Raw genomic sequence first — 18,809 nt, 5'->3', positions numbered from 1 at the left:
ATCGAGGACGGCCGTTTTCTGTATGTCGGGGAGGCGCGGTGTCAGGCGGAGCGCTTGGTCCGACGGGCGGAGAGCTCGTCGACCGGATCCGGAGCGGTCGCATCGAATGCGACCAGCGTCGACTCCACCTCACGGAGGACCTTGCCGACGGCGATGCCGAAGACGCCCTGGCCGCGGCTCACGAGGTCGATGACCTCGTCGTTCGAGGTGCACAGGTAGACCGACGCACCGTCGCTCATGAGCGTCGTACCGGCGAGGTCGCGGATACCCGCACGTCGCAGCTCGTCGACGGCCGTTCGGATCTGCTGCAGCGAGATGCCCGTGTCGAGCAGACTCTTCACGAGCTTCAGCACGAGGATGTCGCGGAAGCCGTAGAGACGCTGCGAGCCGGAACCGTTCGCCCCGCGAACGGTGGGTTCCACCAGCTCGGTGCGCGCCCAGTAGTCCAGCTGACGGTAGGTGATGCCGGCGGCGCGAGCGGCGACCGCGCCACGGTAGCCGACCTCGTCATCCATGGCCGGAAGACCGTCGGTGAAGAGGAGTTCGGGTACGAACCGCGGGTCTCCTGCGAGCTCATCCGCATTCATCTGAAATCCTCCCTGGAACGGTTATCTTCCACGGTAGAGCAGTGCCTGGGCACCGGCAATCACATCCGCGGGACCGCGAAGGTGTGTCGCAACCAGTTCGTTACGAAAGCACTCGTGACAGTGCGTCCCTGACGAAGAGCGAGCGCACTTCGTCGATCTTCGTCGCCAGTTCGGGCGCGAGTTCGCTGGCCTTGGCGCGAGACGGTGCGTCCGTCCGACGCAGCAGCGCGGACATCGCCGATTCGATGAGCGCGACCTCGCGCTCCGCCCCCTGACGCAGGGAACGCAGGTGCCGCGGCTCGATGCCGTGGCGGTCGAGGGCGACGAGGCCGCGCAGCAGCGTGACCGTCGTCTCCTGGTAGCTCTCCTGCGCGATGATGACGCCGGTGCTGATCGCATCGTTGAGCAGCTGCGGGCCCGCACCGGCTGCGGCCAGCAGCTCGTCGCGACGGTATCTGCGCGGCGCCGGCGTGATCGAGGGCGGCGGAGCGAGCGGTGTCGCCTCCCCACCCGCATCGACGTCGTCGAGCTGCTCGCGGATCACGCTCAACGGAAGATAGTGGTCGCGCTGCAGGGTGAGGCCGAGCCGCAGCCTCTCGATGTCCGACGCGGAGAACTTGCGGTAGCCGGACTCGGTTCGAGAGGGACTGACGATGCCCTGCACCTCGAGGAAGCGCAGTTTGCTGGAGGTGAGGTCGGGGAACTCCGGTGTGAGCCGAGCGAGGACCTGGCCGATGCTCAGCAAGCCCGCGGACGCGGAACGTTCGCGGGCGGGAGTAGCCGCCATCAGTCGTTCGCCGCCGCGCGATCGCGAGGGGAGGCGAAGAAGTTCAGGCGGAACTTGCCGACACGCAGTTCTGAGCCGTCGACGAGCGGGCTGCGGTCGACGCGCTCCCCGTTGACGTACGTTCCGTTGAGCGAGCGCTGATCGATGATCTCGAACGTCGACCCGGTGCGGGTGATCTCGGCATGACGACGGGACACGGTCACGTCGTCGAAGAAGATGTCGGCCTCCGGGTGACGGCCGACCGTGGTCACGTCGGTGTCGAGGAGGTAGCGCGCACCGGCGAGGGCGCCGGAACGGACCAGCAGCAACGCCGATCCTGCGGGGAGGGCGCTGATCGCGCTCTGCTCCACATCGGTGAGTTCCACCCCGAACGGCACGAATGACAGGTCGGAATCGTGCCCGAACGTCTGCGTCACGTCATGTCTCTGCTCACCGGAACGGTGGATCGCGGCTTCTCCGGCCGGTCGGCTGTCGCTGTCAGTCACTGTGCCCTCCTTGGTTGTCCAGACTAACGGATGCCGAGGCCCTCGCGGGAGGCCGCTTTCGCACTCAGCCACCACATACCGGTGTTTCCTAGGGTGGAGCCGTGAAGACCAAAGCCTTGCGGCGCCCGGCGACCCCGATCGCCCTCGCCGCCACCCTGCTCGCTGCGTTCCTCGTTCTCTTCTCGCCGCTCTCGGCCTCCGCGCACGACGCGCTCGTGTCGTCGTCTCCGGCCGCGGACGAGTCCGTCGAGACCGTGCCTTCGGCGTTGACACTCACCTTCAGCGCGAAGCTCATCGACGGCGACGGCGCGACCGAGGTCGTCGTCACCGGCCCCGACGGTTCCTCGATCACCGACGGCGCCGCGACGGTCGACGGCGCGATCGTCACCCAGCCGCTGCAGGGCTCGGGCCCGGCTGGCGAGTACCACGTCATCTGGAAGGTCGTCTCGAGCGACGGTCATCCCACCTCCGGCGAGTACTCCTTCACCGTGACCGTCGGCGACGACGCGGCTCCGACAGAGGAACCCACTGCCGCCCCCACGTCCGCGGCACCGACGGCCGAGCAGACTGCCGCCCCCGAGGCGACCACGACGCCGGCGGCGGATTCCGGTGACGCCGAAGGTGGGTCCCCGTGGATCTGGGTACTCGTGATCGTCGCGGTGCTGGTCGTCGCCGGCGTGGTCACGTGGATCGTCGTGAGCCGCCGTCGTGGCGGTTCCGCGACCGGTTCCGACGCCCCCGTAGAGCGATAGGCTTAAGGCATGCCACATTACGACGTCGTCATCCTTGGTGCAGGTCCTGGCGGATACGTCGCTGCGGTTCGCAGCGCGCAGCTCGGTCTGTCCACCGCCATCATCGAGGAGAAGTACTGGGGCGGTGTCTGCCTCAACGTCGGCTGCATCCCGTCCAAGGCGCTCCTGAAGAACGCGGAGCTCGCGCACACCCTGAATCACAAGGCTGATTTCTTCGGAATCTCCGGCGAGTTCACGATCGACTACGGCAAGGCGTTCGACCGCAGCCGCGTGGTCGCCGATGGCCGCGTCAAGGGCATCCACTTCCTGATGAAGAAGAACAAGGTGACCGAGTACGACGGTCGCGGCACCTTCACCGGCCCCAAGGCCATCTCGGTCGCCAAGGCCGACGGCTCGACTGAAGAGGTCACCTTCGACAACGTGATCATCGCGACCGGCTCCAAGGTGCGCCTGCTGCCCGGTGTGACGCTCAGCGAGAACGTCGTCACGTACGAAGAGCAGATCATGAGCCGTGAGCTGCCCGAATCGATCGTCATCGTCGGCGCCGGCGCCATCGGCATGGAGTTCGCCTACGTGATGACGAACTACGGCGTGAAGGTCACGATCATCGAGTTCCTCGACCGCGCGCTCCCCAACGAGGACGCCGACGTGTCGAAGGAGATCGCGAAGCAGTACAAGAACTACGGCGTCGACATCCTCACCTCCACCAAGGTGGAGTCGGTCGTCGACAACGGCTCGTCCGTCACCGTCACCTACACCGCCAAGGACGGGCAGCAGTCGTCGATCGAGGCCGGCAAGGTCCTCATGTCGGTCGGATTCGCCCCGAACATCGAGGGCTTCGGCCTCGAGGCCACGGGTGTGAAGCTGACCGAGCGCGGCGCGATCGACATCGACGACCACATGCGCACCAACGTCGAGGGCATCTACGCCATCGGCGACGTGACCGCCAAGCTGCAGCTCGCCCACGTGGCCGAGGCACAGGGCGTCGTCGCGGCCGAGACCATCGGCGGCGCGGAGACGCAGACGCTGGGCGACTACCGCATGATGCCGCGCGCGACGTTCTGCTCCCCGCAGGTGGCATCGTTCGGCCTCACCGAGCAGCAGGCCAAGGACGAGGGGCGCGAGATCAAGGTCGCCACCTTCCCGTTCATGGCGAACGGCAAGGCGCACGGTCTGGGCGAGCCGGTCGGCTTCGTCAAGCTGATCGCCGACGCCGAGCACCTCGAGCTCATCGGCGCCCACATGATCGGCCCGGATGTCTCCGAGCTGCTGCCCGAGCTGACGCTGGCCCAGAAGTGGGACCTCACGGCCCTGGAGCTGGCCCGCAACGTGCACACGCACCCGACACTGTCGGAGGCGCTGCAGGAGGGCTTCCACGGGCTCGCCGGCCACATGATCAACTTCTGATCCGCTTTCTCGAAGGCCCGGTCCCGCGCGCAACGCGGACCGGGCCTTCGGGCGTCTCAGGTCATGGTCAGAGGCCACGCATCGTGAGGAGCCCGGCCGTCCATCCCCGCGCCGGCGGCGAGCCGAGTGCGCGCATCAGGAGCTCCCTGCTGCGGACCACGGGCATCGGCGCCGGAGCACCCATCGACATGTAGAACGCCGAGCGCCGCTGTGCGCGCGACGCAGAGCGCAGGACGTGCCACTCGAACCTCGCCAGCTCCGGCATCCGATGCGGCAGCGACCGCGCGAGCTCGGACGCGAGACGAGCGGCGTCCACCCACCCCAGGTTCATCCCCTGCCCGCCGATCGGACTGATCTCGTGCGCGGCGTCTCCGAGGAGCACCACCCGACCCCTGGTCAGCCGTGTCGCCCGGTGCTGTGCGGCGACGAAGGAGGTCGGCTCCGCATCGGGCGGGAGTTCGATGGCGATCCCGGTGCGCGCCTCGATCGCCGCGCGAAAGGCCTCGGGGTCACGCAGATCCCCGTCGGACCCTTCGCGTACGACCCAGCGCCGAACCCCTCCGGGAAGCGGGAAGGACTCGACGAGCCCTTCCGGTTCGCAGTGCAGGACGGCACGCGCGCCCGGCGTCACGTCTTCGACGTCGAGCATCGAGTACGACGCGCGTCCCGGACGACGGCGCCAGCCGAGATCGAGATCATCGCGCAGACGGCTGCGCACCCCGTCCGCCCCCACGACGATCGACGCCGTGAACCTGCGCGCTCCCGCCCCGCTCTGCGTCAAGACCTGAACAGCATCAGCGGTCTCCCGCACACTCTGCACCGTGCACCCGGGGATCAACGCATCCGGGGAGAGCATCTGCAGGCGGGCTCGGAGCAGCGCGCTCGTCCGTGGCTGCGGGAGGATCAGGACGGGGCGGTCCGGGCCGAAGGTCAGCGTGGCCAGGGTCCTGCGGCGACTGCGCACCTCTCCGCCTTCGAGCCGCAGCGCTTCCGATCGGACGTCCGGCCCGACTCCGGCCGCATCGAGAGCGTCCAGCCCCGGCCGATGGATGCCGATCGCCCTGGTCCTATCGTCGGCATCCGTGCGCCGCTCGCAGACGACCACCCGCAATCCGTCCTGCAGCAGCACGCAGGCCAGGAGCAGGCCGACGGGCCCCGCTCCCACGATCAGCACGTCATGATCGGGCACTGCCCTCCTCCCACCGCAGCTCCAGCCGCGAGGGCAGTCCCCCGCGGACGGTCCACCCGGTCGGAGCGATCGCCGTCAGCTCGGCGACCGTGTACGAGCGTCGGATGCTGATGAGACCGTCTTCGCGGATGAACGAGTCGGCGAGGAGGGTGCGCGAGATCGGCCAGGTCGCCGCGGCGAACAGCAGATGAGCGGCTCGGCTCCGGGCGATGTCGTGGTGGGACACCAGCCCGCCCGGCGCGACGAGCCGCATCGAGTCGCTGAGCACCGTCTGGAGCTCGTCCTCGTCCAGATGGTGCAGCACGTGATTGGACAGCACGACATCGTAGGTGTCGCCCGCGTCGACCAGCTCGGTCGTCAGCGCCCGTCGATAGCGGATGCCGGCGCCCCGGTCGTGCGTCGAGGCCCACCGGATCGCCCGCTCATCGGCGTCGAGGGCGGTGATCTCGGCGTCGAACCCGTCGTGACGCAGCCGCCCGGCGAGCAGGCGGCAGAGGTCTCCGCCGCCGGCGCCGACATCGAGGATGCGCAGCCGCCCCGCACGCTCCGCACGCGGGAGGATATCGCGGCGATAGAGGGTGCCAGGTCGCGAGACCAGCGCGTTCACGAAGCCGAAGCGCCCGTAGGTCCGCGCCAACATCCGTGCATCGGCGTGCGGGTCGTCCATCAGCTCACGGGCCTCGACGTCCCTGGCCGCCAGGGCTGGGATCATGAGGCCGAAGGACCGACGACGGTGAGCAGCGCGCTCTCGGCGGTCAGCCCCGGCCCGAAGGCCATCGCGGCGACACGCTCGCCCGCAGCCGCGCCCTCCTCCTCCAAGATGCGCTTGAGGACGAAGAGCACCGTGGCGCTGGACATGTTGCCGTTCTCGCGCAGGACCTCGCGGGCGGGGTGCAGCTGCGCATCGCTGAGATGCATCCGCTCCTGCACCCGGTCCAGGATGCTGCGGCCCCCGGGGTGGATCGCCCAATGCTCGACCTTCTGCCCCACCCGCCCCGCCTCGAAAGCCTCGGCCATCTCCGCATCAGCGGAATACAGCGGCCGGAGCGCGCCGATGATGGTCTCCCCGATGATCTGCGGGACGGCGGTGGAGAGGATCATTTCGAATCCGGTGTCGCCGATCGTCCAGGCCATGTCCTTCTCGCCCTCCGGGGCGATGGCCGTGTGGAACCGGTCCAACCGCAGGGCGGGTGATGTCGACGGAAGGTCGCGGGCCGTGACGATGCCGGCCGCCGCACCGTCGGCGAACAGCGAGGAGGCGACGATCGTGTCCGGGTTCTCCGAGGAACGCAGATGCAGGGTACACAGCTCGACGCTGACGACCAGGACGACCGCGTTCTCGTCGGCGATGCAGAACTGGCTCGCTGCCCGCAGCGCCGGCATCGACGCGTAGCAGCCCATGAACCCGAGGTGGAAGCGCTGCACCGCATCGGACAGCCCGAGAGCGCGCACGATCTCGTATTCCGGTCCGGGAGCGTGGAACCCGGTGCAGGACACCGTGATGACGTGAGTCACATCCTCCGGGCCGATCTCGGGATCGGCGTCGAGGGCCCGCCGCGCGACGTCGACGAAGAGCCGGGCGGCCTCCCGGGTGTAGATGTCGTTGCGCGCCTTCGTGCCCGGAGCCAGCAGCTCGCCGGAACGCCGGTCGAAGAAGACGGGATCGGCCACGTCGGAGTCGAGTGACAACTCGTCGATCACGGTGTGGCGGCGGTCGATGCCCGAGACGTTGAACGATGTCGTGACGATCCGCTGCGCCAAGCGCCCGAGGTCGGGCTGCTGGGCGAAGACGTCGCGCACCTGCTCCTGGACGAGAACGGTGTCGGGGACGATCGTCTGCAGCGATCGGAGCACAGGCGGTCGACTCATGCTGTCACTCAAGCACGCGGTGTCGTCCCGGGGAAAGGGGTTGCGTTCGACTCGGCCGTCTGACTAGAAGCCGAGGGCGCGGGCGAGCTTGGAACCGGATGCCGATTCCCGGCCTCCCGCGGCCAGGACGGCGCGCTCCACCGCAGCGAAGAAGGCGGCGCGCGCCTCGTCGTCTGCCGGGGCTGCGGGACCGAGCTCCATCTCCCACTCGCGCCATTCGCGCTGCACGTCGCCTCGGAGATCCGTCGCCTGCACCCGGTCGTCGACGAACTCGGCCACGACTCCCGCGGGACCGGTGAGCAGGTAGGCGGTGCGGTCGTTGCGGATGCGGGCGAGCGGGGTGAGTGGCGCGGTCGTCCAGGCGGACACGGTGTCGGCCACGGCCCCGGGGAGCTCGTCGCCCTCGCCGAGCGGCCAGCCGAGTTCGAGCCGGCCGTCGCCCTCCCGCGGTCCCTTCACGTGCCAGCCCTCGTCCGGGCCGCCGGTGCGACGGCGCAGCGCCACCCCAGCACGGGCGAGATCGCCGTCGGCTGTGTCGAAGTACTGCGCGTCGAGCGCCCGGGCTTCCCCGGCGGTGACGGCGTCGACCCCGGGGATCGCTTCCCAGACCGGCAGCGGGGTCTCGCCGTCGACGTCGTATTTGCGCTCGACCTCGACCGTGCGGGACGGTTCAGTCATCGTCGTTGAGAGTGAGATCCTCGAGAGACTCTTCGAACCAGTAGTCGACCTCGGTCGGCCCATCGTTCGGGCCGGTGTTGTGCGGTTCGCTACGGCGGTTGTACACCACCTGCGTCTCGCTGTAGGGGACGATCAGCTTGTCGTCCGCGTCGCCGAGGGGGATGATCTGCCCGTCCAGCGGGCCGCCGTGAAGCCGTGCAAGTGCCATGTGCTTCAGGGTAGCCCCGACATCGGACTATCCGTGCGAGGCCCGGCGGATTCAGCCGAGGACGATGCCGAGGAGCGCGCCGATGATCATCCACGGTCCGAAGGCGATGCGGGTGGCCCCGTGTGCTCGGCGCAGGAGAATGAGCACGAGCGCGTAGAGCGCCCCGAGCACGAACGCCGAGGCGGCTCCGATCGCGAGCGACTGCCAGCCGTGCCAGCCGAGCACGAACCCGATGACCGCGGCGAGCTTCACATCGCCGCCACCCATCCCCGCACGGCTGATCCCCCGCAGCACGGCGTAGAAGCCACCCAGGATCACCATGCCGAGGAGGGCGCGCAGGAACGCGGTGCTCTGCCCCGTGACCAGGGCGTCGCCGGCACCGAGCACGATCAGGGCGGCGAGCGTCGGCAGCACGATGCGATTCGGGAGGCGGTGCGTGCGCGCATCGATCACGATCAGCCATCCACCGACGCCCGCCAGCATCACGTGCACGAGCGAGAGGAGTGCGAGCCGGGGATCCATACGCGCAGGTTAGGAGATCTGCAGGCCCGGTGCCGACGCCCTGTGGAGAACTCCGCCGATGTCCGATGTACGAACTATCGTCATCCACACGACTTGTTATATTAGAATATATCTTCGAGAAAGGATGCAGGGTGATCGGTCTCGATGCGCTGGCCTCCCTCTCGCCGGCGAGCGACTCCCGCGCGGGAGAAGTGCTGCGACTGCGCCGCGAGATCAGCCGGATGCAACGGCGGCGCAGCGAGCATACGCTCCTCCCCCTCGACCCCGCCTTCTCCGCCCTCCTCCCCGAGGAGGGCCTGCAGACCGGCACCTCCTACACCGTCTCCCCCTCGCCGAGCCTCGTGCTCGCACTGCTCAGCGCCGCATCGCAGAAGGGGCACTGGTGCGCCGTCGTCGGCATGCCGACACTCGGCGTCGAAGCGGCGGCCGCATTCGGCATCGATCTCGCCCGTCTGATCCTCGTCCCCGACCCGGGAGAACGCTGGCTCGCGGCGACCTCCGCGCTGGCCGAGGTCGTACCCCTGATCGTCGTGCATCCCGCCACACGGGCGCGGGATGCCGACGTCTCCCGCCTGAGCGCTCGCCTGCGCGATCGCGGATGCACGCTCCTGGTCACCGAGACGCCCGGCACCGGACGGTGGCCGCAGAGCGAGGGGACGATACGCCTGCAGGACCCGCACTGGCACGGCCTCGGCGCCGGCTGGGGCCTGCTCTCCGACTGCACGGTGACCGTGACTGCGCAGACCCGGCACACCTCTCGCCCGTCGAGCGTGCAGGTGCGCCTGCCGGGAGGCCACGGCGCCGTCGAGACCGTCGGGGCCGAGCTCACCGCGCTGCCCGCGCTCCCGCCCGAGATCGTCGGGCAGGGCGATTCCGCACCGCCCGAACTCCTGCGATGGGCGGAAGCCGGATGAACAGCCCGCTCCGCGTGCTCGTGCTGTGGTTCCCCGACTGGCCCCTGCGGGCCGCGCTCGGCAGTCCGCCTCCGCACCCGCCCACCGCCCTGGTGCAGGCGAACACGATCGTCGCCTGCACCGCCTCCGCCCGCGAGCACGGCGTGCGCACCGGTCAGCGCCGCCGCGTCGCACAGGGCCATCTCTCCTCGCTGCGCGTGCTCCCCCACGACCCCGACCGCGACGAGCGTGCCTTCCTCCCCGTGCTGCACCTCATCGAGAAGCATGCGCCCGGGGTGACGCTGCTGCGACCGGGACTCGCGATCGTCCGCGCCCGGGGCATCTCCCGCTATCACGGCGGGGAGGCGGAGGCGGCCGAGGCGCTCACCACCGTCCTCGCGGAGGCCGGTCTCCCCGAGGTGCGCATCGGCGTCGCGGACGGCCCGTTCACCGCCGAGATCGCCGCGCGGGGACCCACCCCCTGCACGGTCGTGCCGCCCGGCGGATCCCGGGAGTTCCTCGCCCCCTACCCCGTGCAGGTGCTGCGCGACGAGCAGATCGCCGGTCTCCTCGTCCGACTCGGGGTGCGCACCCTCGGCGAGTTCACCGCGCTCACCCCGCTCGACGTGCGCGACCGCTTCGGTGAACACGGCGCACGTCTGCACGCTCTCGCCGCCGGCGCCGACTCCCGCCCGCTGACGCCGCGTCCGCCCGACCCCGAACTCGTTCGGGACATCGAGTTCGACTCGCCGCTGGCCGGAGCGGATCAGGTCGCCTTCGCGGTGCGGCAGACGGCGGATGCGGTCATGCTCGCACTCGGCGACGCCTCGGTCGTGTGCACGGAGGTGCGGATCGATCTCACCGATGACAACGGCGTGGTCTTCTCCCGGGCCTGGCTGCATCCGACGTGCTTCGACGCCTCCGACCTCGTCGACCGGGTGCGCTGGCAGCTGGAGGCACTGGCCGCGCAGTCGGCGAAGGAGCCGGTCGATGAGGCACGGGCGTTCGGCGGCATCATGGCGGTGCGCATCGTCCCCGCCGCCGTGGACGACGCCGCCCATCACCAGCCGGGGCTCTTCGGATCCGGCACCGACGAGCGCCTGCACCATGCGGTCTCCCGCGTGCAGACCATGCTGGGCCATCAGGGCGTCGTCACCGCCGCGGTCGCCGGCGGCCGCTGGCTCGCCGATCGGCAGGTGTTGACGCCCTGGGGCGAGCGCACGGTCCCCCCGCGCGACCCGGAATCGCCCTGGCCGGGGAGCCTGCCCGATCCGCTCCCGGCAGAGGTGTTCCGCCCGCCGCGTCCGATCGGAGTGCTGTCCGCGGACGAGACCACGATCACCATCGATGAGCGCGGGGCGCTCTCGAGCGATCCCGCCCGCATCGACGGGGCGGCCGTGCAGGCGTGGGCCGGCCCCTGGCCCATCCACGAGCGTCGCTGGTCGTCCGGCGGGGGCAAGCGCGGGCACCGACTGCAGATCGTCGACGACCGCGACCGCGCCTGGCTGGTCTTCCACACCGGCGAGCGCTGGTGGGCCGAGGGGAGGTATCGCTGATGGGCTGGCACAACCCGCCCCTCTCCTGGAAAGACCTGGAGCGCACCCTCAGCGGCGACGAGTCGCCCCCGCCCCCTCCCGGCGCCGAGCCGCGCGGCCAGCGGACGGATCCAGGGCCGGTGAGCCGGCGCCGCAAGCGCACTCCGCCCACCGCCATCGCTCGCCCCGAGGATGCGGTCCCCTACGCCGAGTTGCACGCCCATTCCTCGTACTCGTTCCTCGACGGCGCCTCCTCCCCCGAGGATCTCCTCGCCGAGGCCGACCGTCTCGGCCTGACCGCCCTCGCCCTCACCGACCACGACGGCTTCTACGGCGCTGCCCGCTTCGCCGAGGTCGCCGACCTCATGGAGAGTCCGCTGCAGACGGTGTTCGGAGCCGAGTTGTCGCTCGACCTGCCCGCACCGCAACGAGGCTCGGCCGATCCCGCTGGGGAGCATCTGCTGGTCCTCGCTCGCGGGATGGAGGGCTACCACCGGCTCTCGGGCGCGATCTCCGCCGCACAGCTGCGCGGTGGAGAGAAAGGGCGTCCCGTCTATGACCTCGACGATCTTGCCGCGCGCGCGGGCGGGCACTGGACGATCCTGACCGGATGCCGCAAGGGTGCGGTGCGTCGTGGGCTCGCGGCCGGAGACGCGGCCACTCCGCTGCGCTCCCTCGTCGACCTGTTCGGAGCCGACAACGTCGCCGTCGAGCTCTTCGACCACGGCGACCCCCTGGACACCCGCCGTAACGATGCCCTCGCCGATCACGCCCGTCGGATGCGGCTGCCGGTGGTCGCGACCAACAACGTGCACTACGCCACCCCCGCACAGGCACCGCTCGCCGAGGCGGTGGCCGCGGTCCGCGCGGTGCGCAGCATGGATGAGCTCGACGGCTGGCTGCCCGCGCACGGCGGCGCGCATCTGCGCAGCGGAGCCGAGATGTCCGCCCGCTTCCAGCGCTACCCCGGCGCGATCTCGTACGGGCTCGAGCTGGCCGCGGCATCCGCATTCCCGCTGCGTCTCGCACGACCGGCGCTCCCCCAGCAGCAGGTGCCGGAGGGGCACACGCCGATGAGCTGGCTTCGTCACCTGGTCTGGGAGGCCGTGCCGTCGAAGTACCCCCGACTGGACGACGCCGGCCACCGTCGCATCGAACGCGAGCTGGACGTGATCGAGGAGAAGGACTTCCCCGGGTACTTCCTGATCGTGCACGGCATCGTGGCCGAGGCGCGCAGACGCGGCATCCTCTGCCAGGGCCGGGGGTCGGCCGCGGCGAGCGCGGTCTGCTACCTGCTGGGGATCACCGCGGTCGATCCGATCCTCTACCGTCTTCCCTTCGAGCGCTTCCTCGCGACCACACGGACGGAGGAGCCGGACATCGACGTGGATTTCGACTCCGACCGACGCGAGGAGATCATCCAGTGGGTGTACCGGGAGTACGGGAGGGAGCGGGCGGCGCAGGTGGCGAACGTCATCCAGTACCGTCCAAAGAACGCGGTACGCGACATGGCGAGAGCGCTCGGCCATTCCCCCGGACAGCAGGACGCCTGGTCCCGGCAGGTGGACGGCTGGGGTGTGGGGCTCGAACCCGTCGAGGGTCATGACATCCCGGAGAACGTGCTCGCCTACGCGGGTGAGCTGCTGAAGGCACCCCGTCACCTCGGCATCCACTCCGGCGGCATGGTCCTCACCGCACGCCCGGTCGGCGAGGTCGTGCCGGTGGAGCATGCCCGCATGGAGAACCGCACCGTCATCCAGTGGGACAAGGACGACTCCGCCTTCATGGGCCTGGTGAAGTTCGACCTGCTGGGGCTCGGGATGCTCGCCGCCCTCCAGCACTGCTTCGACCTGATCCGGGAGAACACCGGCGAGGAGTGGACGCTGGAGAGCATCCCCAAAGAGGAGGCGGGGGTGTACGACATGCTCTGTCGCGCGGATTCGATCGGAGTCTTCCAGGTGGAGTCCCGTGCGCAGATCGGCCTGCTCCCCCGCCTGCAGCCCCGTTGCTTCTACGACCTCGCCATCCAGATCGCGCTCATCCGTCCCGGTCCCATCCAGGGTGGGGCCGTGCACCCCTTCGTACGGCGCAAGATGGCGAAGGATCGTGTCGACGAGGAGAACCGGGGGCGCCTGGCACGGGGCGAGGAGCCCGTGGACTTCACGATCCCCTACCCGCACAGCGACCTGGAGGACATCCTCAAACGCACGCTGGGCATCCCGATCTTCCAGGAGCAGCTCATCCAGATGGCGACGGCCATCGGCGACTGCACGGCCGACGAAGCCGACCTGCTCCGCCGGGCCATGGGATCGAAACGCGGCCTGGAGAAGATCGAGAAGGTCAGGGACAAGCTGTACGCCGGCATGGCCAGGCGCGGCCTCGTCGATGAGGCGGCCGATCGCATCTACGCCCAGATCCAGGCGTTCTCCAACTTCGGCTTCGCGGAGTCGCATTCACTGTCGTTCGCTCTGCTCGTCTACGCCAGCTCCTGGCTGAAGCTGCACTACCCCGCCGCCTTCCTCGCCGGCCTGCTGCGCTCGCAGCCCATGGGCTTCTACTCCGCGGCGACCCTCACCGCGGATGCCCGACGGCACGGGGTGGAGGTGCGTCGCCCCGATCTGCACGTCTCGGGGGCGACGGAGATGCTGGAGCCTCTCGACGAGGGCGCATCCGCGCAGGGGCCGACCGGCCGGGAGGACTGCCTCGACGATCCGCAACCGCCCACCCTCCGCTTCGACAGGGAGGCCCCGGACGAGTCCGCGGCACATCGGCGGGACGGCGGATCCGCGGTGCGGCTCGGGCTCAGCGGCATCCGCGGGATCGGCGTGCCGATGGCGGAGAAGATCGTCGCCGAGCGTGAGGCGCATGGACGCTACCGGGACCTTCACGATCTGGTCCGCCGGACGGATGCCACCGCCACGCAGCTGGAGGCGCTCGCCACCGCCGGCGCCTTCGACTGCCTGGGACTGGAGCGCCGAGAGGCCATCTGGCTCGCCGGCGCCGCGGCGGACGACCGCTCCCGTTTCCTTCCGGGGACCACTGTCGCCGTGCAGCCGCCCCTCTTCGCCGATCAGACCAGTTACGAGCGGCTCTCGGCGGACCTCTGGGCGACCGGGGTGTCGACCGACGATCATCCGATGGCGCACTTCCGGGAGGCGCTGCGCACCCGCGGGGTGCTCACCGCCGGTGATCTGCAGGGCCACGAGGTCGGCCGCCGCATCGAGGTCGCCGGCCTCGTCACCCACCGTCAGCGGCCGGCGACAGCGTCCGGGATCACCTTCGTCAACCTCGAGGACGAGAGCGGCCTGGTGAACATCGTCTGCTCGGCGGGGGTCTGGAACCGTTACCGCCGTGTCGCCCGGGAATCACCGGCGCTCATCATCCGCGGCATCCTGGAGCGGTCAGCCGAGGGCGTGGTCAATGTGCTCGCCGACGGTTTCGAGGATCTGCGCACCGGCCTCACGCATCGGTCCAGGGACTTCCGCTGACGACACGGGCCTCAGCGCCCCCGGGGCGATCTCACCAGAAGCGCTCGGGCTCCTCCACCGGGGGACGATCCGCGCCACCCCATCGGTCGGCTTCCGCCTTCGCGGCGTCGGCGGCCGCGTCGGCGCCGCGCAGCGCGATCTTGGCTCCGGTCGCTCCGGGGCCGATGGGATCGACCAGCAAAGTGGTGCGCGCTCCGACTCCGCCGATGGTCACCGTGCACTCCAACACCCGGCCGATCCATCGCGAGAAATCACCGCCCGGCTCCTCCGCGCGCCGGTAGCGGATGCCCGTGTCGAGGTCGACGAGAGCGAGGACGACGGGTTCGTCGGTGAGCGGATCGACCTGCTCGGTCACCTCGACCCGGTGGCCGTGGGCGATGGCGACCTGAGCGGTGAGCACGAGCAATCTGTCCATGAGTCCACCCTAGGCATCGCCGCAGGGAAGACAACAGGTGACCTGGATGTGCAACATTCGTAAATTTCTTTGTCCCCCAAATGGCGGACAAGCCGATTAAGCGGTACTCTGCTCAGGTAGCGGGGGCTACAGGCTGAGATCTGGGGAGATCAGCCGAGAGCGCAGCGAGAACTTCGCCGCCTCCCCAACCGTCCGGGAAGGACGGTCAGCCCTCTCGGCGGTACCGTCTGGGGCGGATCGTTCGGGAGGGCATACCCCGCCGACTAGCCCTGATCCCCGACGTGGCCCGGTGCGGTGAGCGACAGCACCCGCGCGACGAAGGCGGCGTACTCGTTCATGTAGTGCTGCAGGAACTCCCGCGTGCCGGCATCCTTCACCTCGCCGTCCGCGCCGAAGACCTCCGGATCGAACGTGATGTACGCCTCCGGGGCGTTCAGTTGCGGGGCGTTGAGGAAGCTGAGGACGCTGCGCATCGACGACTGCATCACTGCCGTACCGATGGCTCCGGTGGAAGCGCCGATGATGCCGGTGGGCTTGCGGGCGAAGGAGTTGTGGCCCCAGGGGCGGGAACCCCAGTCGATCGCGTTCTTCAACGCACCGGGGATGGAGCGGTTGTACTCGGGCGACACCAGCAGCAGCCCCTCGGAGCCCTCGATGGCGCGTTTGAATTCCGTCACCGCGGCTACCGGATCGAGCTCATCGTCGCGGTTGTAGAGCGGGAGGTCCCGGATCGGGATCTCGACGAGCTCCAGGCTGGGCGGCGCGAGCCCCACGAGCGCTTTCGCGAGAATCCGGTTGATCGAGTCCTGCGCGAGACTTCCGATGAGATAGCCGATGCGATGCGTCATGGTGTGCTCCGCAGGGAGGGCAGTCGGTCGAATGCGTCAGCGTGATCCCCGCGTCCTTCCATTTCCAGGATATCTCCGGGATGGGGGCTTGCCGCAAGGCCCCATCCCTGCGGCAGAATCGACCCTCGCTCGTGCGATCCGGCCCTCGCGCGTGAAGGAGACCCATGCCTTTCGATCCCTTCCACCTGCCCGAGAATCTGAGTGCGAAAGCCACCCCCGCCCTTCTCGATGCCGACCGCGAGCACCTCCGACGGATCGCCGACACCCTGGAGGAGCAGCGCGCCGAGGTCGCCCGACGTCTCGCCGAGGTGCGCCGCCAGCGTGCGGGATTCGGCGACAGTGCCGTGGACCGCGACCTGGAGATCCGACGCCTGAGCGGGAGGCTCCGGATCCTGCAACGGTTCGGCATCGACATCTGCCTGGGCAGAATGACGCCGGCAGAGGGCGAACCGATCTACATCGGCCGCACGGGGCTGGCTGCGGCGGACGGCACCCGGCTGCTCGTCGATTGGCGGACCCCGACGGCCGAACCGTACTTCGCCGCGACCATGGAGGATCCGCGCGGCATCGTCTCGCGTCGTCGATACCGCTGGACTGACGGGCTCATCAACGACTACTGGGACGAGGCGCTCACCCCCGCCGGGTTCGACGGCGCAGCGTCCCTGGACGATCAGTCCGCGTTCATCGCCAGCCTCGGCACGCACCGCACCTCGCGGATGCGCGACGTGCTCGCGACGATCCAGGCCGACCAGGACGCGATCATCCGCACGCCCTCCCCCGGCGCGCTCGTCGTGGACGGCGGTCCTGGCACGGGAAAGACGGTCGTCGCTCTGCACCGGGCCGCGCAGCTACTGTACGCGGAACCGCGCCTGACACAGGGCGCAGGGGGCATGCTGCTCGTCGGGCCGAACGCGCACTATCTCGCCTATGTGGAAGACGTGCTGCCGAGCCTCGGCGAGGACACGGTGCGACTGTGCACGCTGCGGGACCTCGTCCCGGAGGGTGCGACCGCCGTCGAGGAGCCGGATCCGCGCGTGGCCTCACTGAAGGCCTCCCTCTCCCCCGACCTGATGCTCGATGCCGCGGCGCGGTCTTTCGAGCGTCCGCCGCAGCACGCCATGCGTCTGGAGTCGCCGTGGGCGGACCTCTGGCTGAGCCGTCAGGAGTGGGGCGAGGTGTTCGCCGCTGCCGACCCCGCAGCGTCGCACAACGAGGCTCGGGATGATGTGTGGGAGGAGCTCTTGGAGATCCTCGTCGACCAGGTCGGCGACGAGGAGGTGCCACCGCACGCGATCCGGCGCTGGCTGCGTCAGGACGACGACCTCACCGGGACGTTCGTGAGGGCCTGGCCGCTGCTGTCCCCGACCACCGTGGTGGAGCGGATGTGGAGCTCGCCCGATCTGCTCCGGCAGTGCGCTCCGGGGCTGTCCGCTGACGACGTCGCGCTGCTGCACCGGGAAGGGACGACGCCGTGGACCACGGCGGACCTCCCGTTCCTCGACGCGGCGCGGCGCCGCATCGGCGACCCGGAGTCCGTGCGCGAGGAGCACCGCCGTCAGGCCGTGATCGCCTCGGCGCAGGAGCAGATCTCCCACGTCGTCGACCACCTGATCGAAGACGACGACAGCGAGATGAAGGTGATGTCGATCCTGCGCGGGCAGGACGCACGGAACGTGCTGCTCGGCGTCGACGCCCCGCCGGCGCTCACCCCCGACGCGCTGGCCGGCCCCTTCGGCCACATCGTCGTCGACGAAGCGCAGGAGCTGACGGATGCGGAATGGCGGATGCTCGTCGCCCGCTGCCCCTCGCGCAGCTTCACGGTCGTCGGCGACCGCGCGCAGGCGCGGCAGGGCTTCACCGAGACCTGGGAGGAGAGGCTCACGCGCATCGGTCTGCGCGACGTGCGGATCACCCACCTCGGAGTGAACTACCGGACCCCCGCGGAGGTGATGGCGACGGCGGCCCCCCTCGTGCTGGCGGCGATCCCGGACGCGAACGTGCCGACGTCGGTGCGAGAGAGCGGCGTTCCGGTGCGCTTCGGCGAAGCCTCATCACTGCCGGAGGTGCTGCACACCTGGCTCGACGCGCATCCCGACGGCGTGGCGTGCGTCATCGGCGACCCCGGCTTCGCACCGAGGGAAAGGGTACGGTCGCTGACCCCCGAGGGCGCGAAGGGGCTCGAGTTCGACCTGGTCGCCCTCGTGCGGCCGGAGCAGTTCGGTGACGATGTGACGGGCGCCGTCGACCGCTACGTCGCCATGACCAGGACCACTCGAGAGCTGGTCATCCTGAGGTGAGAAGCGGCCCCTCAGGCGAGCGCGTCACGCAGCGTGAGGAGGTGGGCGCGGCTGAGGTCGGCCGCGCCTTTCGCGTCGCGGTCGGCGATCGCCCGGGCGAGCACGGCGTGCGCATCGTGGTCCTCGTCGCCGCCGAACACCCGGCGGATGCGGAGCATCTCGACCATGGCCTCCCGCAGCCGCGGGGTGAAGCTGTCGAACAGATCGAGCAGGACCGGGTTGTGTGCTGCGGCGACGATCGACCGGTGGAAGACCGTGTCGGCGTCGACGTGGCTCTCGATATCCGAGCGGTGCGCAGCACGACCGGCCAGAGCACGGCGGATGGCGCGCAGATCGGCGGGCGTGCGTCGTGAGGCGGCGAGCGCCGCCGCCTCGGTCTCGATCGCGACCCTCGCCTCGATCACCGCGACGACTCCGGCCCGGCGGAGGACCGAGTCCCAGTCCTCCGGGGCGTCCAGCGCGGTGACGAAGACTCCTGACCCCTGCCTCGAGGCCAGCACCCCGCGCCCGGCGAGCTGACGGATCGCCTCGCGGACCGTGGAGCGCCCCACTCCGAGCTGCGGTGCGAGAGTCGTCTCGCCGGGGAGCTTCTCCCCCAGCGTCCACTCTCCCCCGCGGATCCGCTCCAGCAGCAGCTCCGCGGCCTGATCCGCCAGCGGTGCGCGCTTCACCTGCGCCATGATCGTCCGATCTCTCATCGATAGGTTTCGTCTACTTGTCTGAGGAGTTCTGCTACAGTCTAGCCATGTTCACGTCAGAGCACCTTCTTCTTCGCCGCCACGGCGGGGCATAGCCGGACCGGCTCCCCGTCGTGGAGTCGGACATGCGCCGGTCGCCTCTCTGAACGAA

At 69.8% G+C, this 18,809-nt stretch carries 18 protein-coding genes; 6 read left to right on the top strand and 12 right to left on the bottom strand.

Translation table 11 applies throughout. From position 1 onward, the window contains the following. Positions 1 to 41: 41 nt before the first annotated feature. The 3 genes from ACIOTO_RS13730 to ACIOTO_RS13720 form a co-directional block, all read right to left on the bottom strand. Positions 42 to 587: a MerR family transcriptional regulator gene (locus ACIOTO_RS13730; protein ID WP_029261540.1), complete on the bottom strand. Its 546-nt coding sequence runs from the start codon at positions 585 to 587 to the stop codon at positions 42 to 44. 100 nt (positions 588 to 687) lie between these two features. Continuing rightward, a complete protein-coding gene (locus ACIOTO_RS13725; RefSeq protein WP_372466526.1) occupies positions 688 to 1,374 on the bottom strand; it encodes a MerR family transcriptional regulator in 687 nt (228 codons plus the stop codon). After that, positions 1,374 to 1,859, bottom strand: a complete 486-nt coding sequence (locus ACIOTO_RS13720; RefSeq protein WP_029261538.1) for an FHA domain-containing protein — start codon at positions 1,857 to 1,859, stop codon at positions 1,374 to 1,376. Before ACIOTO_RS13720 ends, ACIOTO_RS13725 begins: the two co-directional genes overlap by 1 nt. A 101-nt stretch (positions 1,860 to 1,960) precedes the next feature. On the opposite strand from ACIOTO_RS13720, the gene ACIOTO_RS13715 reads away from it, so the two are divergent. Next, positions 1,961 to 2,611: a copper resistance protein CopC gene (locus tag ACIOTO_RS13715; protein ID WP_400858302.1), complete on the top strand. Its 651-nt coding sequence runs from the start codon at positions 1,961 to 1,963 to the stop codon at positions 2,609 to 2,611. 9 nt (positions 2,612 to 2,620) lie between these two features. After that, positions 2,621 to 4,018: a dihydrolipoyl dehydrogenase gene (lpdA, locus tag ACIOTO_RS13710; RefSeq protein WP_029261536.1), complete on the top strand. Its 1,398-nt coding sequence runs from the start codon at positions 2,621 to 2,623 to the stop codon at positions 4,016 to 4,018. A 67-nt stretch (positions 4,019 to 4,085) separates the two neighbouring features. On the opposite strand, the gene ACIOTO_RS13705 is transcribed toward lpdA, so the two are convergent. The 6 genes from ACIOTO_RS13705 to ACIOTO_RS13680 form a co-directional block, all read right to left on the bottom strand. Continuing rightward, complete coding sequence (locus tag ACIOTO_RS13705) at positions 4,086 to 5,207, bottom strand: FAD-dependent oxidoreductase (protein WP_400858301.1); 1,122 nt, start codon at positions 5,205 to 5,207, stop codon at positions 4,086 to 4,088. After that, positions 5,194 to 5,919, bottom strand: a complete 726-nt coding sequence (locus ACIOTO_RS13700; protein ID WP_400858300.1) for a methyltransferase domain-containing protein — start codon at positions 5,917 to 5,919, stop codon at positions 5,194 to 5,196. The genes ACIOTO_RS13705 and ACIOTO_RS13700 overlap by 14 nt, the downstream gene beginning before the upstream one ends. Further along, positions 5,916 to 7,076 (bottom strand): type III polyketide synthase, encoded by a 1,161-nt coding sequence (locus ACIOTO_RS13695; RefSeq protein ID WP_400858299.1) that lies wholly within the window; start codon positions 7,074 to 7,076, stop codon positions 5,916 to 5,918. The genes ACIOTO_RS13700 and ACIOTO_RS13695 overlap by 4 nt, the downstream gene beginning before the upstream one ends. Before the next feature lie 63 nt (positions 7,077 to 7,139). Continuing rightward, positions 7,140 to 7,754: a CYTH domain-containing protein gene (locus tag ACIOTO_RS13690; protein WP_262001167.1), complete on the bottom strand. Its 615-nt coding sequence runs from the start codon at positions 7,752 to 7,754 to the stop codon at positions 7,140 to 7,142. Continuing rightward, positions 7,747 to 7,962, bottom strand: coding sequence for a hypothetical protein (locus ACIOTO_RS13685; RefSeq protein WP_029261531.1), 216 nt, complete (start codon positions 7,960 to 7,962; stop codon positions 7,747 to 7,749). The genes ACIOTO_RS13690 and ACIOTO_RS13685 overlap by 8 nt, the downstream gene beginning before the upstream one ends. A 51-nt stretch (positions 7,963 to 8,013) precedes the next feature. Continuing rightward, positions 8,014 to 8,484, bottom strand: a complete 471-nt coding sequence (locus ACIOTO_RS13680) for an A24 family peptidase (protein ID WP_262001168.1) — start codon at positions 8,482 to 8,484, stop codon at positions 8,014 to 8,016. Positions 8,485 to 8,615: 131 nt separating this feature from the next. Between ACIOTO_RS13680 and ACIOTO_RS13675 the strand changes: the two genes are divergently transcribed. Genes ACIOTO_RS13675 through ACIOTO_RS13665 form a run of 3 tightly spaced genes read left to right on the top strand, consistent with a single transcriptional unit; the run spans position 8,616 to position 14,400 of the window. After that, positions 8,616 to 9,398, top strand: coding sequence for a hypothetical protein (locus ACIOTO_RS13675; RefSeq protein ID WP_372466520.1), 783 nt, complete (start codon positions 8,616 to 8,618; stop codon positions 9,396 to 9,398). Continuing rightward, positions 9,395 to 10,933, top strand: coding sequence for a DNA polymerase Y family protein (locus ACIOTO_RS13670; protein ID WP_400858298.1), 1,539 nt, complete (start codon positions 9,395 to 9,397; stop codon positions 10,931 to 10,933). Before ACIOTO_RS13675 ends, ACIOTO_RS13670 begins: the two co-directional genes overlap by 4 nt. After that, positions 10,933 to 14,400 (top strand): error-prone DNA polymerase, encoded by a 3,468-nt coding sequence (locus tag ACIOTO_RS13665; RefSeq protein WP_400858297.1) that lies wholly within the window; start codon positions 10,933 to 10,935, stop codon positions 14,398 to 14,400. The genes ACIOTO_RS13670 and ACIOTO_RS13665 overlap by 1 nt, the downstream gene beginning before the upstream one ends. Before the next feature lie 31 nt (positions 14,401 to 14,431). Here ACIOTO_RS13665 and ACIOTO_RS13660 read toward each other — a convergent pair whose 3' ends face one another. After that, positions 14,432 to 14,815, bottom strand: a complete 384-nt coding sequence (locus tag ACIOTO_RS13660) for a hypothetical protein (protein WP_400858296.1) — start codon at positions 14,813 to 14,815, stop codon at positions 14,432 to 14,434. 263 nt (positions 14,816 to 15,078) lie between these two features. Then, entirely contained in the window at positions 15,079 to 15,663 is a 585-nt protein-coding gene (locus ACIOTO_RS13655) for an NADPH-dependent FMN reductase (RefSeq protein ID WP_400858295.1), read from the bottom strand. Between the two features lie 164 nt (positions 15,664 to 15,827). On the opposite strand from ACIOTO_RS13655, the gene helR reads away from it, so the two are divergent. Further along, positions 15,828 to 17,960, top strand: coding sequence for an RNA polymerase recycling motor ATPase HelR (gene helR / locus ACIOTO_RS13650; protein ID WP_400858294.1), 2,133 nt, complete (start codon positions 15,828 to 15,830; stop codon positions 17,958 to 17,960). An 11-nt stretch (positions 17,961 to 17,971) separates the two neighbouring features. Here the strand turns inward: helR and ACIOTO_RS13645 are convergent, their stop codons facing one another. Continuing rightward, positions 17,972 to 18,640 carry a FadR/GntR family transcriptional regulator gene (locus ACIOTO_RS13645; RefSeq protein ID WP_400858589.1) on the bottom strand — a complete coding sequence of 223 codons (669 nt, stop codon included), beginning with the start codon at positions 18,638 to 18,640 and terminating at the stop codon, positions 17,972 to 17,974. Between the last annotated feature and the right edge of the window lie 169 nt (positions 18,641 to 18,809).

The organism is Microbacterium sp. NPDC087592 (genome assembly GCF_044743585.1).
In the GTDB taxonomy this organism is placed as follows: Bacteria; Actinomycetota; Actinomycetes; order Actinomycetales; family Microbacteriaceae; genus Microbacterium.
This window is presented reverse-complemented; position numbering and strand designations above follow the sequence as displayed.